At 73.2% G+C, this 14612-nt stretch carries 14 protein-coding genes and 1 pseudogene; 10 read left to right on the top strand and 5 right to left on the bottom strand.

Annotation, left to right across the window (positions count from 1 at the left end):
* The first annotated feature begins 1 nt into the window (after position 1).
* Positions 2 to 943, top strand: coding sequence for an NAD(+) diphosphatase (gene nudC, locus AS857_RS28995; protein ID WP_058046141.1), 942 nt, complete (start codon positions 2 to 4; stop codon positions 941 to 943).
* Between the two features lie 119 nt (positions 944 to 1062).
* On the opposite strand, the gene AS857_RS29000 is transcribed toward nudC, so the two are convergent.
* On the bottom strand, positions 1063 to 1320 hold the full coding sequence (locus AS857_RS29000) for a mycoredoxin (protein WP_058046142.1): 258 nt from the start codon (positions 1318 to 1320) through the stop codon (positions 1063 to 1065).
* 191 nt (positions 1321 to 1511) lie between these two features.
* Here AS857_RS29000 and AS857_RS29005 point away from each other — a divergent pair, with 191 nt between their 5' ends.
* The 5 genes from AS857_RS29005 to AS857_RS29025 all read left to right on the top strand — a co-directional run bounded on the left by AS857_RS29005 (position 1512) and on the right by AS857_RS29025 (position 5369).
* Entirely contained in the window at positions 1512 to 3716 is a 2205-nt protein-coding gene (locus tag AS857_RS29005) for a UvrD-helicase domain-containing protein (protein WP_079110706.1), read from the top strand.
* 161 nt (positions 3717 to 3877) lie between these two features.
* Complete coding sequence (locus AS857_RS29010; RefSeq protein WP_058046144.1) at positions 3878 to 4225, top strand: hypothetical protein; 348 nt, start codon at positions 3878 to 3880, stop codon at positions 4223 to 4225.
* Positions 4226 to 4356: 131 nt separating this feature from the next.
* Complete coding sequence (locus AS857_RS29015; protein WP_030366211.1) at positions 4357 to 4719, top strand: WhiB family transcriptional regulator; 363 nt, start codon at positions 4357 to 4359, stop codon at positions 4717 to 4719.
* Complete coding sequence (locus AS857_RS29020) at positions 4716 to 5042, top strand: hypothetical protein (protein ID WP_058046145.1); 327 nt, start codon at positions 4716 to 4718, stop codon at positions 5040 to 5042. Before AS857_RS29015 ends, AS857_RS29020 begins: the two co-directional genes overlap by 4 nt.
* Before the next feature lie 111 nt (positions 5043 to 5153).
* On the top strand, positions 5154 to 5369 hold the full coding sequence (locus AS857_RS29025) for a hypothetical protein (RefSeq protein ID WP_058046146.1): 216 nt from the start codon (positions 5154 to 5156) through the stop codon (positions 5367 to 5369).
* A gap of 19 nt (positions 5370 to 5388) precedes the next feature.
* Here the strand turns inward: AS857_RS29025 and AS857_RS29030 are convergent, their stop codons facing one another.
* Positions 5389 to 6771: an ABC1 kinase family protein gene (locus AS857_RS29030; protein ID WP_058046147.1), complete on the bottom strand. Its 1383-nt coding sequence runs from the start codon at positions 6769 to 6771 to the stop codon at positions 5389 to 5391.
* A gap of 42 nt (positions 6772 to 6813) precedes the next feature.
* Positions 6814 to 7938, bottom strand: coding sequence for a ThiF family adenylyltransferase (locus tag AS857_RS29035; RefSeq protein WP_058047137.1), 1125 nt, complete (start codon positions 7936 to 7938; stop codon positions 6814 to 6816).
* 261 nt (positions 7939 to 8199) lie between these two features.
* On the opposite strand from AS857_RS29035, the gene AS857_RS29040 reads away from it, so the two are divergent.
* From AS857_RS29040 to AS857_RS29060, 4 genes and pseudogenes are all read left to right on the top strand, one after another.
* Complete coding sequence (locus AS857_RS29040; RefSeq protein ID WP_058046148.1) at positions 8200 to 8793, top strand: M48 metallopeptidase family protein; 594 nt, start codon at positions 8200 to 8202, stop codon at positions 8791 to 8793.
* A 140-nt stretch (positions 8794 to 8933) separates the two neighbouring features.
* Positions 8934 to 11069, top strand: a pseudogene (locus AS857_RS38170) (TerD family protein).
* A 16-nt stretch (positions 11070 to 11085) separates the two neighbouring features.
* Positions 11086 to 11769 carry an AIM24 family protein gene (locus AS857_RS29055; protein WP_058046151.1) on the top strand — a complete coding sequence of 228 codons (684 nt, stop codon included), beginning with the start codon at positions 11086 to 11088 and terminating at the stop codon, positions 11767 to 11769.
* 17 nt (positions 11770 to 11786) lie between these two features.
* Positions 11787 to 12542, top strand: coding sequence for an AIM24 family protein (locus AS857_RS29060; protein WP_058046152.1), 756 nt, complete (start codon positions 11787 to 11789; stop codon positions 12540 to 12542).
* A gap of 97 nt (positions 12543 to 12639) precedes the next feature.
* On the opposite strand, the gene AS857_RS29065 is transcribed toward AS857_RS29060, so the two are convergent.
* Both AS857_RS29065 and AS857_RS29070 read right to left on the bottom strand, forming a co-directional pair.
* Positions 12640 to 13161: an NUDIX hydrolase gene (locus tag AS857_RS29065; protein ID WP_058046153.1), complete on the bottom strand. Its 522-nt coding sequence runs from the start codon at positions 13159 to 13161 to the stop codon at positions 12640 to 12642.
* Complete coding sequence (locus AS857_RS29070) at positions 13158 to 14576, bottom strand: zinc-dependent metalloprotease (RefSeq protein WP_058046154.1); 1419 nt, start codon at positions 14574 to 14576, stop codon at positions 13158 to 13160. Before AS857_RS29070 ends, AS857_RS29065 begins: the two co-directional genes overlap by 4 nt.
* Positions 14577 to 14612 lie beyond the last annotated feature (36 nt).

The following is a 14612-nucleotide window of genomic DNA, read 5'->3' on the forward strand; positions in this document are numbered from 1 at the left end:
AGTGACCACCTGGACCGATCTCTCGGCCGCCCGGCCGATCACCCTCACCGCCGAGAGCGGCATCGACCGTGCCGCCCACCACCGCCTGGACGAGGCGTGGCTCGCCGCGGCCTGGAGCCACCCCTCCACGAGAGTCTTCGTGGTCTCCGGCGGCCAGGTGCTGATCGACGACACCCCCGACGGCCGCACCGAGCTCGTGATGACGCCCGCCTTCGAGGCGCCCGTCACCGAGACGCACCGCTACTTCCTCGGCGAGGACGCGGACGGCATCGCCTACTTCGCGCTGCAGAAGGACGCCCTGCCGGGCCGGATGGACCAGTCCGCGCGCCCCGCCGGGCTGCGCGAGGCCGGCCTGCTGCTCTCGCCGCGCGACGCCGGCCTGATGGTGCACGCGGTGGCCCTGGAGAACTGGCAGCGGCTGCACCGCTTCTGCTCGCGCTGCGGCGAGCGCACGGTCGTCGCGGCCGCGGGCCACATCCGCCGCTGCCCGGCCTGCGGCGCCGAGCACTACCCGCGCACCGACCCGGCCGTGATCATGCTGGTCACCGACGGGGACGACCGCGCGCTGCTCGGCCGCCAGATGCACTGGCCCGAGGGCCGCTTCTCCACGCTCGCGGGCTTCGTCGAGCCGGGGGAGTCGCTGGAGCAGGCGGTGCGGCGCGAGGTCGCCGAGGAGGCGGGCGTCGTCGTCGGGGACGTGGAGTACGTCGCGAGCCAGCCCTGGCCGTTCCCGTCGAGCCTGATGCTGGGCTTCATGGCGCGGGCCACGTCCTGCGACATCCAGGTGGACGGCGAGGAGATCCACGAGGCGCGCTGGTTCTCGCGCAAGGAGCTGCGGGCCGCCTTCGACTCGGGGGAGGTCCTGCCCCCGACCGGCATCTCCATCGCGGCCCGGCTGCTGGAGCTCTGGTACGGCGAGCCGCTGCCGCAGAGCCAGCCCTGAGGAAGCCCTGAGGAAGCCGCCCTGGGGAAACCCTGAGGAACGCGTCACACCCGCGTTCCTCACGGAGACGGCGAAGGCCCCGGTCCGCGGACCGGGGCCGTTCTGTCTCCGCGCCCGCGTCAGGACGCCAGGGCCTGCTTGACCTGGGCCAGGGACGGGTTGGTCATGGTGACCGGCGCGGCGCCGCTGAGCGGGTTCACCAGGACCGTCGGGACCGTCTGGTTGCCGTCGTTCGCCTTTTCCACGAAGGCCGCCGACTCGGCGTCGTGCTCGATGTTGATCTCGTTGTAGGCGATTCCCTCGCGGTCCAGCTGGCTCTTCAGCCGGCGGCAGTAGCCGCACCAGGTGGTGCTGTACATCGTCACGGTGCCCGACATTCGACTTCGTGCCCCTTCTCTCGTGGTGGTGTTCCGGTCCGTTCCCGGTCGTGCCGTGGGTACCGATCCGGGTGTTGTTCCGGTGGTAGAACGTGCACCTGTCCACAGCCATTCCCGTATTCGTACGACTGCCGCGGCACCCCTGTGGACGGCATTCCCGGTCGCCCCTGCGGACCTGGCAGCATGGCGGGGTGACAGCAGCAACGCACTCCACCCTCTTCCCGCCGGTTCCGGACTCCCCGGACGCGGTGCTCGACGGGCTCGACCCCGAGCAGCGCGAGGTGGCGACGGCCCTCGACGGCCCGGTGTGCGTGCTGGCCGGCGCCGGCACGGGCAAGACCCGCGCGATCACCCACCGCATCGCCTACGGCGTCCGGTCCGGAGTGCTCCAGCCCTCCAGCGTGCTCGCCGTCACGTTCACCAACCGCGCCGCCGGCGAGATGCGCGGCCGGCTCCGCCAGCTCGGCGCCGGCGGCGTCCAGGCGCGCACGTTCCACTCGGCCGCCCTGCGCCAGCTGCAGTACTTCTGGCCCAAGGCCGTGGGCGGGGAGCTGCCGCGCCTGGCCGAGCGGAAGGTCCAGATCGTCGCCGAGGCCGCCGCCCGCTGCCGCATCCGCCTCGACCGCACCGAGCTGCGCGACGTGACCGGCGAGATCGAATGGGCCAAGGTCACCCAGACCGTCCCCGAGGACTATCCGGCCGCCGCCGCCAAGGCGGGCCGCGACATGCCCCGCGACCCCGCCGAGACCTCCCGGGTCTACGCCGCCTACGAGGAGCTCAAGCGCGACCGCGGCGTGATCGACTTCGAGGACGTCCTGCTGCTGACCGTCGGCGTCCTGCAGGACCGGCACGACATCGCCGAGACCGTCCGCCGCCAGTACCAGCACTTCGTCGTCGACGAGTACCAGGACGTCAGCCCCCTCCAGCAGCGCCTCCTGGAGCTGTGGCTGGGCGACCGGGACAACCTGTGCGTGGTCGGCGACGCCAGCCAGACCATCTACTCCTTCACCGGCGCCACCCCCGACCACCTGCTGAACTTCCGCACCCGCCACCCGCACGCCACCGTCGTCAAGCTCATCCGGGACTACCGCTCCACCCCCCAGGTCGTCCACCTGGCCAACGGCCTGCTCTCCCAGGCCCGCGGCCGGGCCGCCGAGCACCGCCTGGAGCTCGTCTCCCAGCGCGAGGCCGGCCCCGAGCCCGTCTACGGCGAGTACGCGGACGAGCCCGCGGAGGCCGAGGGCACCGCCCGCCGCGTCCGGGACCTCATCGACTCCGGGGTGCCCGCGAGCGAGATCGCGATCCTCTACCGCATCAACGCCCAGTCCGAGGTCTACGAGCAGGCCCTCGCCGATGCCGGTGTCCCCTACCAGCTGCGCGGGGCCGAGCGGTTCTTCGAGCGGCCCGAGGTGCGCGAGGCCGGGCTGCTGCTGCGCGGCGCCGCCCGCGCCGGCGGGGGCGACACCCAGCTCGCCGGCGCCGATGACATCCCGTCCCAGGTGCGGGCCGTCCTGGGCACCCGCGGCTGGACGCCCGAGCCGCCCACCGGCTCGGGGGCGGTGCGGGACCGCTGGGAGTCCCTCGCGGCCCTCGTGCGCCTCGCCGAGGACTTCGTCCGGGCCAGACCCGCCGCCACCCTCGCCGATCTCGTGGCCGAGCTCGACGAGCGGGCGAGCGCCCAGCACGCCCCCACCGTCGAGGGTGTGACTCTCGCCTCACTTCACGCCGCCAAGGGCCTTGAGTGGGACGCCGTGTTCCTCGTCGGTCTCGCCGAGGGCATGATGCCGATCACATACGCCAAGACGGACGAGCAGATCGAGGAGGAGCGCCGCCTCCTCTACGTCGGCGTCACGCGGGCCCGCCGCCACCTCTCCCTGTCCTGGGCGCTCTCCCGCACGCCGGGCGGCCGCCCCTCCCGGCGCCCCACCCGCTTCCTGAACGGCCTGCGGCCGGGCTCCGCGGCCGTCCGCCCCGCCCCCGGCTCTCCCGGCGGCACGGCGGGCGTCGAGCGGGGTCCCGCCCGCCGCCGCCAGCGGGGCTCCGCCCGCTGCCGAGTCTGCGGCCGCACCCTGACCGACGCGGGCGAGATCAAGCTCATGCGCTGCGAGGACTGCCCCTCCGAGCTCGACGAGGCGCTCTACGAGCGGCTGCGCGACTGGCGCGCCGGGGAGGCCGGCCGGCTCGGCCAGCCCGCCTACTGCATCTTCACCGACAAGACGCTGCTCGCCATCGCGGAGGCCGTTCCGGGAACCGAAGCGGAGCTCGCGCGCATCTCAGGGGTGGGAAGACGGAAGCTCGACTCGTTCGGTGCCGACGTCCTCGCTCTGTGCGCAGGCACCTGCCTGACGTCGGAGGATGCGTCCCACGACGCATCCGAAGAATCTCGCGAAAAATAGTTTGCGCACGCGGACGGCATACCCATAGCCTTCCGAGCACGGAGACAACGGCTCTTCCGGGAGCCGGCGGATCCGTGCTGTACTGAACCGGCTGTACCGAACTTTAAAAGCCCGGACCTGTCCCGACAGGTCCCCGAAGACGCCGAGAGGAGGCGAGACCAATGATCAGCTTCAAGACCAGCAACAAAATGACCGATCGCCCGGTCATCGCCGCCCGTCCGCTCGGCTTCTCCTTCGACTCGCTCCGGGGCACCGGTCTGTCCGGCGCCGGTTTCGCTCTGATCAACGGCTCCGCCCTGATCGGCGAATCCTCCCTGATCAACGAAACCTCCCTGATCAATGAGCGACCGACCAAGGCGTCCGCGGTAAAGGCAGCAGCATCGGCACAGGCCCAGGCCTATGCCCTTGCGGCGACGACCAACGGCGCCGGATCCGTCAGCACGCAGCAGCACCAGCACCACACGATGTGGGCCTTCCGTGGGCTCGAACCCTGGAGAGATCCAGCCTGATCGGCATGATCAGGTCGGCACCTTCCAGGGCCGCGGAACCCACACCGGGATCCGCGGCCCTTTTGTTTGCCCCCTCACCGAGGGGAACCAGCCCGGCCACGAGCCGGAAGACAGACGAGGAAAAAGACACCGTGCAACTCAAGGCACACACCCCGTCAGTAGCGACCGACCTGATCCCCCCGCCCGTCCCCACGGAGGACACCTTGACCCCCCTCACCGCCCTGACCGACCTCGACGACGCGATCGAGAACCTGGGCACCCCCGTCCCCTGCCGCAGCTACGACCCGGAGGTCTTCTTCGCCGAGTCGCCCGCGGACGTGGAGTACGCCAAGTCGCTCTGCCGGACCTGCCCGCTGCGTGAGGCCTGCCTCGCCGGCGCGATGGACCGCCGCGAGCCGTGGGGCGTCTGGGGAGGCGAGCTCTTCGTCCAGGGCGTCGTGGTGGCCCGCAAGCGGCCCCGTGGCCGTCCGCGCAAGAACCCGGTCGCCGCATGAACGTCTTCGGCACCATCGACCGCCCCACCACGCACGACCCCAAGAAGCAGGATCCGACGATGCACCGCCCCTCCGCCGAGCCGTTCGGCCCCGAAGTCCCCACCCGTGACGCCTTCAGCGCGATCGCCTCGCGCCAGAACAGGAACCTCGAAATGCAACTCATCCCAGAAGCCCTGGCCCGTGCCCATATGCACGAGCGACTGAGGGAGGCCGAGTCCGAACGCAGGGCCACTCGGCTGGCCGCCGCCCGGCGCATGCAGCGCCGCGCCGAGCGCGCCTCGATGCGCGCCCGCCGGGCCCTGGCCATGGCGGTCATGCACTGACCGCCCCACCCTCGTCGTCACCCCCGCGGGGCCGGATCCGAACGGACCGGCCCCGCGGGGCGTCGGGTGCGTTGTGCCCTCCCGGCCCCTTCGCGGGGATATCGTCTGGGAGTGGACCAGAAGACGCATGAATCAGGGCAGTTGGACCCTGAGGCCACCGAGCCCGCCGAGACCATCACCTGTGCTCGCTGCGGCACCCCCGCCGACGGTGCGCCGCCGACCTGGACCTGCTCCTTCGAGAACGGCAGCCGCCGCTACTTCTGCGACGACTGCGCCCGGGCCAACATCAGATCGATCGAGGGCCGCCTCGACTCCTCCTGGTGGTGAGGCCGGGGGCCCGGCCCCGTCAGGCAGGCGTCTCCCGGCTCTCCTCCTCCGCCGCGCCGCCGCCCGCCGCCGCGAAGCCGGGCACCCACGCCTCCATCTCCTCGCGCAGCCGCACGGTCGCACCCAGCTGGCACAGCACCCCGATGGTGCTCATCGTCACGCGGTGTATCAGCAGATACGCCGGCGGGAGGTTGAGCCGGCGGGCCAGCTGGTACGCGGGGGAGCGGGGGTCGGCGATCCGCGTCGCCTGGGCGCGCATCCAGCCCCGGGTGAAGGTGAACTCCGCCGCCTGCGCCGGTTCGATGATCGGCAGCAGATAGTCGAGCACGGCGCCCGGATCCAGATCGATCTCCGGCTTGACGAACCCCTCCTCCCGCAGCAGCTCGTGGACCGCCTCGGCCCGGCCGTCCAGCGTCAGCCGCAGCGCGGTGCCGATCTCCGGCGGGAGGCCCTGCGGCAGCCGGTCGACTGTGCCGAAGTCCAGCACGCCCAGCCGCCACTTCTCCGGCGGGCCGTCGGGGTCGTCCCCGGTGAGCAGCCGGAAATTGCCCGGATGCGGGTCGGCGTGCAGCAGCCCCGTGCGCGCTGCGCCCGAGAAGAGGAAGCGCGCCAGCAGCTGCCCGGCCCGGTCCCGCTGCTCCTGGGTGCCCTCCGCTATCACCTCGGACAGCGGCAGCCCTTCCATCCATTCGGTGACCAGCACCTGGTCGCTCTGGTGCACGACGGCCGGCACCACCACATCCGGATCGCCCGCGAACTCCTGCGCGTGCGCGCTCTGGGCCCGCGCCTCCAGGCCGTAGTCCAGCTCCTCGGAGACCCGGTCGCGCAGCTCGGAGATCAGCGGCTTGATGTCCATGCCCGGCACCAGCGGCCCCAGCAGTCTCGCGAACCGCCCCAGCTGGGTGAGGTCCGACAGCAGCGCCTCGCCCGCCCCCGGGTACTGCACCTTGACCGCGACCCGCCGCCCGTCGTGCCACACCGCCCGGTGCACCTGCCCGATCGAGGCGGCCGCCGCCGGGCGGTCGTCGAACTCCTCGAACAGATCCCGCCAGTCCTCGCCGAGCCGCTCCGCCAGGGCCGCGTGCACCGTCTTCACCGGCATGGGAGGGGCGGCTTCCTGAAGCTTGGTCAGGGCGGCCCGGTAGGGTCCGGCGATCTGCTCGGGAAGCGCCGACTCGAAGACCGACAGCGCCTGACCCAGCTTCATCGCACCCCCCTTGAGCTGCCCGAGTGTCGCGAAGAGCTGCTCTGCGGTGCGCTGCTGCAACTCGGTCGCGATCAGCTCCGCCGGCCGCCCCCCGATGCGCTTGCCGAGCCCCAGGGCCGTGCGCCCCGCGAACCCCAGTGGCAGCGCGGCCAACTTGGCGGTGCGCGTTACCGCCTTGCGGGGTAGATCAGACATTCGCCCCTCCAACTAGCTGAACAGCCACGCCGCGGACGGCGGTTACCTGCTCATTGTCCCGTGCGGTGACCCCGTGGCCGCGGCATACCCGGGATCCGGGGAACGCGCCGCGCCGCAGGGGCACCGCGGATGCGGCTCGACGGGCCGCGGGGACCAGGCCGGACCGGGCAGAGCCAGCTCCAGCCGCACCCCCGCGCTCGCCGGGGACCCACCGTCGAGGAAGGCCAGCGCCCGCGCCACGGTCAGCCCCGCCACAACCGTGGCCAGTGCCATGTCGCACGACGGTACCCCCGAGCCGCGGCCGGACCTCCACTGGGCGAGCATCCGGGGCCAGGCGGGGTCACGGCCGGCCCGCCCCAGCTCGATGCAGCCCGCGCACGCCGTCCCTCCGGGGAGCACCAACGGCCCCACCAGCCCGGTGGCTTCCAGCACCCCCGCGTACAGGTGCGGCGTACCCGAGGCGAGGAGCTCCTGCGAGGATCCGGGGTCGGGCGCGTAGGCCGCGAGCCCGTCCCGCGGGGCGAAGACCACCAGCCCCAGCGGCGGCTCCGGCTCACCGCCCCGCCGCGGCCTGCGCCGCACCCCCGGCGCCGCCGCCCGCACGGCCCGCCGCGCCGCCGTCTCCCGCCGCTCCCCGGTCCGCGCGGCGTCCAGCCCGCCGGGCCCCGCGTCCCACGGCTCGACACAGCCGCCGTCCATCACATCGACGCGGCCCACCCCCGACGCCGACAGCAGCGCCGCGACGGCCGCGCCCACCCGCCCGGCGCCGCGCACCTGCACCCGCATGGCCTGCCGCGCCGCCATCAGCCGCATCGCCTCGCCCGGCCCCGGGTGCAGCACGGACAGCGAAGCCAGGTCGGGCCGCAGCCGGTCCAGCGCCGGTCCCGTCTCGCGCAGGGCCGCCGCGGCCTCCCCGCCACCGCGCACGTCATCGAGCAGCCCGGCCGCGGAGAGCCGCTCCACCAGGGCGTCCGCCCGCCCTTCGGGCAGCCCCACGGCTCTCGCCTCCTCGCGCAGGAGCGGCATGCCGCGCGTGCCGTCGAGCAGGGTCAGGAAGCTGCCCGTGGCCGTGTCCACCGGACCCACTGCCACGGCGTGGGCCGGGGCCACCCCGAACTGGACGGTGTCGCGATTGCGCCAGCTGCGCCGCAGTGCGGGCTTGAGCATGGGATGTGCGGACGTGCCCGTTACGGAGCTCTCCTCCACGGCCGTCCTCTGCACGGCGGTCCTCTGCACGGTTCCCCCCTCGGTCGGCATGGCCCTCCCCCTTGATCGGCCTTCAGCATGGACCGTTCGCGCTGTCACCGTGAGAAGTTGTCCACAAGCGCGGTGTGATGGTCGTACAAGCTCGGTCCCCGTGGGGTCTTTGCGCCCGACAAGGAGTGATGGGCGGGACTTCACGCGCCGCCAGCCGGTAACGTCGGGGCCGTGCCCGTCGACCCTCTGCACAGTGCCGCACGACCGCGCAGTGCTCCCAGCCCGCTCACCGGCGGTGCCGAGCCCGGAGCGGTCGAGGTCCGACGGAGCGCGCGCCGCCGCAGGACGGTCTCCGCGTACCGGGAGGGGGACCGCACCGTCGTCCTCATCCCCGCCCGCATGTCGGAGGCCGAGGAGCAGCGCTGGGTGACGGTGATGCTCGACAGGCTCGCCGCGCAGGAGAGCAAGCGGATGCTCGGCGACACCGAGCTCGCCGAGCGCGCCGCGCGCCTGTCCGCGCAGTACCTGGGCGGCCGGGCCCGCCCCGCGACCGTCCGCTGGGTCACCAACCAGAACACCCGCTGGGGCTCGTGCACCCCCACCGAGGGCAGCATCCGCCTCTCGCACCGGCTGCAGGGGATGCCCGAGTACGTCCTCGACTACGTGCTCCTGCACGAGCTGGCGCACCTGCTCGTCCCCGGCCACGGCCCCGGCTTCTGGCGGCTCCTCGACGCCTACCCGCGTACCGAGCGTGCCCGCGGCTACCTCGAAGGTGTGGTGGCCGCCGACAGGTTGCCGCACCTCCCCGCAGCGCGCGGCGAATGAGCCGGGCCCGGTGCCGGCGGGCCCCTGTGGGGGACACGTCCGGTCCGGAGTCGGTTGAATCCGCCCTCAGCCGTTAGCCTGACGCAACGCATTCATCACACGTTTTCATCGCACGTTCGGATGGGGGACGGTCGTTACGCATGGCCAGGGAATTCCAGCGCGGCCACAAGGCCAAGATCAGTGACCTGACGGCGGGGACCGATCTGTACGTGGGAGTGCAGATCGCGGGCCCCGGCCTGACCTTCGACATCAGCTGTTTCGGCCTCGACGCCGCGGAGCGGCTCTCGGACGACCGGTATTTCGTCTTCTTCAACCAGCCCAAGTCGCCCGAGGGCGCCATTCAGCAGCTCGGGGCGCAGGCCGGTGACACGGAATCCTTCCGCGTCACCCTCGACCAGATCCCCGCGCACATCCAGCGGCTCTCTTTCACGGCCACCCTCGACGGCGCGGGCCAGATGTCGCAGATCGCACCCGGCTATCTCCGTATCGTCGCCGGCGGCCAGGAAGTCGCGCGCTACTCCTTCACCGGGGCCGAATTCAGCACCGAACGCGCGGTGATGCTCGGCGACATCTACCTGAAGGACGTCTGGCGCTTCGCCGCTGTCGGGCAGGGCTTCGACGGCGGACTGGAGGCACTGCTCCAGCACTTCGGCGGCGAGGTGCTCGAAGAGGAGCCCCAGGCGCCGGCCCCGGCCGCGCCCGCGCCCGCCGCAGCGCCCGCCTTCGCCCCTCCGCAGCAGGCGGGCCCGCCCCCGGCCGCGCCCGCGCCCGCCGCAGCGCCCGCCTTCGCCCCTCCGCAGCAGGCGGGCCCGCCTGCTGCGGAGGGGCGAAGGCGGGCGCTGCGGCGGGCGCGGGCGCGGCCGGGGCCGGCGCCTGGGGCGGCTGACCGTACGGCTGCTGGCCGGGCTGGCCCGGGAAGGGCTGGCCGTGCTGGGGCGCGGAGTGCGGCTGGCCGGGGACGCCGGGCGGACCGGGCGGCGGCGGGGTGAACTGGCCGCCGGTGGAGGCCCCCGGGCTGTTGAAGAAGCCCGGGGGCCTCCACCGGCGGCCAGTTCACCCCGCCGCCGCCCGGTCCGCCCGGCGTCCCCGGCCAGCCGCACTCCGCGCCCCAGCACGGCCAGCCCTTCCCGGGCCAGCCCGGCCAGCAGCCGTACGGTCAGCCGCCCCAGGCGCCCGCTCCGGCCCCGGCGCCCGCCGCCCCCCAGGCCCAGACGCCGCCGCCCCACCAGGGCTTCCCGCCCCCGCCCGGCAGCACCCCGCCGCCGGCACCGCCCGCCGGGCAGGTGCACGCCGCGCAGACCCTGGCCGCGCCGATCGCCCCTCCGGGCTTCTTCAACAGCCCGGGGGCCTCCACCGGCGGCCAGTTCACCCCGCCGCCGCCCGGTCCGCCCGGCGTCCCCGGCCAGCCGGGCCCGTACGGCCAGCAGCAGCCCACCCCGTACGGTCAGCCGCAGCAGCAGCCCTACGGCCAGCCCGGCCAGCAGCCGTACGGTCAGCCGCCCCAGGCGCCCCAGCAGAACGCGCCCTACCCCGGCCAGCCGCACTCCGCGCCCCAGCACGGCCAGCCCTTCCCGGGCCAGCCCGGCCAGCAGCCCTACGGCCAGCCGGCCGCGGCGGCCGGCGTCCAGGCGGCGCTGCAGAAGTACCGGGAGGCCCCCACCGGCCAGCGCTGGACCCAGCAGAACCCCAAGCTCGTCCGCGTCGACCTCGGCGTCGACGGCCAGCCCGTGCTCGCCCGCCAGGGCAGCATGGTGCTGTACCAGGGCAAGGTCGACTTCGGCTACAAGGGCGCCGGCTTCGCCGGCCGCATCGTCGGCAACGCCACCGGCCAGGAGCTGCAGCTGATGCGCTGCACCGGCCGCGGGCAGGTCTTCCTCGCGGAGAACTCCGCCCACGTGCACCCCATCGAGCTCCAGGGCGACGCCATCTGCGTCTCCGCGGAGTCGGTGCTCGCCTTCGACGAGTCGCTGCAGCACGAGGTCCGCCGGATCGAGGGCCACGGCATCCCCGGCGGCGCCCTGTTCACCATGCAGTTCCAGGGCCACGGCACCGTCGTCGTCAAGACCCACGGCATCCCCGTCGTGCTGCCGGTCACCCCGTCGACCTACGCGGACAGCAACGCCGTCATCGCCTGGTCCGCGGGCGCCCAGGTGATCATCTCCAGCCAGGTGCGCCTGCGCCGCAGCTCCTACCCGGGGCACAGCGGAGAAGCCGTGAACCTCCAATTCCGGGGCGCTCCCGGCAATTTCGTCGTCGTCCAGCCCTACGAGGTCTGAGGGACCAGCGAAGACCATGAACCAGACACCGATCCAGGGCTACGCCCCCACCCCCGTCACCACCCGCATGGAGAACCACGGCAGCAGCATGCTGAAGGTCGCCATGCAGACCGGCCAGGACCTCTTCGCCCGCACCGGCTCGATGGTCGCCTACGAGGGCTACGTCCAGTACGACCCGAACCCGCCCGCGGTCCGCCAGATGGCCTCCCAGTGGCTCACCGGCGAGGGCGTGCCCCTCATGCGCTGCCACGGCGACGGCCTGCTCTACCTCGCCGACTACGGGGCCGACGTGGTCTGCCTGCAGCTCAACGGCGACTCCCTCTCCGTCAACGGCACCAACGTGCTCGCCTTCGACGCCCACCTCCAGTGGGGCGTGGAGCGCGTGAAGGGCATGGCGAAGTTCGCCGGACAGGGCCTGTTCAACGTCGGCATCAGCGGCACCGGCTGGGTCGCCCTGACCTCCCGCGGCACCCCCATCGTCGTGGACTGCGGGCGCGGCGACGACGAGACCTACGTCGACCCCGACGCGCTCGTCGCCTGGTCCAGCAACCTCCGGATGAAGGGCAAGCGCAGCTTCAAGGCCTCCTCGCTGATCGGCCGGGGCAGCGGCGAGGCCTACCAACTGGGCTTCTCCGGAGAGGGCTTCGTGGTCGTACAGCCCAGCGAGGACAGCACCGACCGGCTCCGGGCCCGGGGCTGAGGGGGAACGAGGACATCATGCAGAGCCCGCTTTTCGGCTTCACCGAGGCCCAGACGCAGGACCGCTACGCCCTGCAGAACCCGCAGATGCTGCGCGTCTCCCTCACCGGCCACGACGACGTGCTCGCCCGCAAGGGCTCGATGGTCGCCTACCAGGGCCTGATCGAGTTCGACGGCGAGTACCAGACCCGCGGCCAGCAGACCTCCCGCGCCCACACGGGCGAGGGCCTGGACCTGATGCGCTGCTCGGGCCAGGGCACGGTCTACTTCGCCAACCTGGCCCAGCACGTCCACGTGGTCGACGTCGACCGCGACGGGCTGACCGTGGACGGCGCCTACGTCCTCGCCCTGGACTCCACGCTGCACTGGGAGGCCATCGCCGTCGACAGCCAGTACGGCATCTCCGGCACCGGCGCCTACCAGCTCAACATCAGCGGCCAGGGCAAGGTCGCGCTGATGACCTCCGGCGAGCCCCTGATGCTCCAGGTCACGCCCGACCGGGTCGTCAGCGCCGACGCCGACGCCGTGATCGCCTGGTCGACGTCCCTGCGCGTGCAGATGCAGGCCCAGACGTCGTCCTCGGGCGTGTGGCGACGGCGCGGCAGCACGGGGGAGGGCTGGGAGCTGAGCTTCGCCGGCCACGGCTACGCCCTCGTCCAGCCCAGCGAGCTCCTGCCGCCCCAGGGCGCCGAGATCGGCCAGGGCCTCATGGCGCAGTACGGCGTGGGCCAGCAGGGTGCGCACGGCCGCAACCAGGGCAACATCTGGTCCTGAGCCCGGCCGCTCGCCGGGCGGAGCACGCGTAAGGGGCGGTCACCATGGGTGACCGCCCCTTACCTGCGCCCTGACTGCATCAGGGCGCATCAGGCTCTTACAGCCGCTCCAGCGTGCGCCGCATCAGCTGCACGACCGAGTCGTCGGCGACCTCGCCCACCTCGGCGTACGGGAACCAGCGCAGGTCCAGGGACTCGTCGCTGATGGCCGCCGTCGCACCCGCGGGCACCAGGGCCGCGTACTGGACGTCCAGGTGCCAGTTGCAGGGCGAGGGGATCGGGTGCCGGTCGAGCCGCACGGGGCCGCCCGGCAGCAGCGTCAGCCCGGCGATCCCGGACTCCTCCGTGGCCTCCCGCAGGGCCGCCGCCTCGACCGTCGCGTCACCGGGCTCGCAGTGGCCGCCCATCTGCAGCCACATCCGCAGCTTGCGGTGGAGTGTGAGCAGCACCTGACCGCGCGACGGATCGATCACCAGGGCGCTCGCCGTGACGTGACCGGCCTCACAAGGCTTCCACATGCCGTCCGGGTGGGACGCCAGGTGGTCCAGATAGAGCCCGCGCAGCTCCTCCTGGTCCGCGTACTCCTTCAGCACGCGGACCGCATCCTCGTGCAGGCTCACTTCTTGTCGTCGCCTTCGCCCTCGGGCTTGCCCTTGTCGTCCTGGCCGCCCTTCTCGCCCCTGGCCGCCTCGCCGAGCATCTTGTCGATCTCGGAGAAGTCCAGGTGCTCGCGGTGGACGAAGCCGTCCGGGTCGTCCAGGTCGGCCGCCGTGGGCAGCATGTCCGGGTGCTCCCAGAGGGCGTCACGGCCCTCCGGGCCGCGCGCGTCCGCCAGGGAGGCCCACAGCCGGGAGGCGTCGCGCAGCCGGCGCGGGCGCAGCTCCAGGCCGATCAGCGTGGCGAAGGTCTGCTCGGCCGGGCCGCCGGAGGCACGCCGCCTGCGCAGCGTCTCGCGCAGGGCACCGGCCGACGGCAGGTGCGGGGCGGCGGCCGCGTGCACGACGGCGTCCACCCAGCCCTCGACGAGCGCCAGGGCGGTCTCCAGGCGGGCCAGGGCCGCCTTCTGCTCCGGAGTGTCCTCCGGCTGGAACATGCCCTGCTGGAGGGCGTCCTGCAGCTGCTCGGGGTGGGTGGGGTCGAGCTGGCCGACCACGTCCTCCAGCTTGGAGGTGTCGACCTTGATGCCGCGCGCGTAGCCCTCGACGGCGCCGAAGAGGTGCGAGCGCAGCCACGGCACGTGCGCGAAGAGGCGCTGGTGGGCGGCCTCGCGTAGGGCCAGGTAGAGCCGGACCTCGTCCTGCGGGACGCCGAGGCCCTCGCCCAGCGCCGCGATGTTCACCGGGAGCAGCGCGGCCTTGCCCGCGGGGCCCAGCGGCAGGCCGATGTCGGTGGAGCCGACCACCTCGCCCGCCAGCACGCCCACGGCCTGGCCGATCTGCGTGCCGAACATGGCGCCGCCCATGGAGCGCATCATGCCGAGCAGCGGGCCCGCCATGGCCTGCATCTCCTCGGGCAGCACGTCGCCCATGGCCGCGCCCACGCGCTCGGCCACCGGGTCCACGAGCTCCTTCCACACCGGAAGGGTCGCCTCGACCCACTCGGCGCGGCTCCAGGCGAGCGCCGTGCCCGAGCCCGACGGCAGCGACGTCGCGCCGTCCAGCCACAGGTCGGCCAGGCGCACGGCCTCCTCGACCGCGCTCCGCTCGCCGGAGGTGACGCTGGCGTCCTTGGTGCCGTCGGCGGTGCCCTGCGCGACGGTCTGGCGCGCGATGTCCTTGGCCATGTCCCAGTTCACCGGGCCGCCCTCGTAGGAGAGCATCTGCCCGAGCTGCTGGAAGGCCGCCCCGAGGTCGCCCGGGTTCATGCCGCCGCCGAACATCGCGGCGAAGGGGTTGTCCCCCGCGCCGCCCGGCCCGCCGAACCCGAACGGATTCGCAGGCCCCTGGCCGCCCTGGCCCTCGCCCTTCTTCTTGCCGTCGCCGCCGTTCTCCGGCTCCTCCGGCGGAAGATTGAATCCGAATGGGGTGTCACTCACGGGTTTCCTCGGCTCGTAGGGCCGCCGGCACAGGAC

Origin of the sequence: Streptomyces roseifaciens, assembly GCF_001445655.1 — a bacterium.
Lineage (GTDB): Bacteria > Actinomycetota > Actinomycetes > Streptomycetales > Streptomycetaceae > Streptomyces > Streptomyces aureoversilis.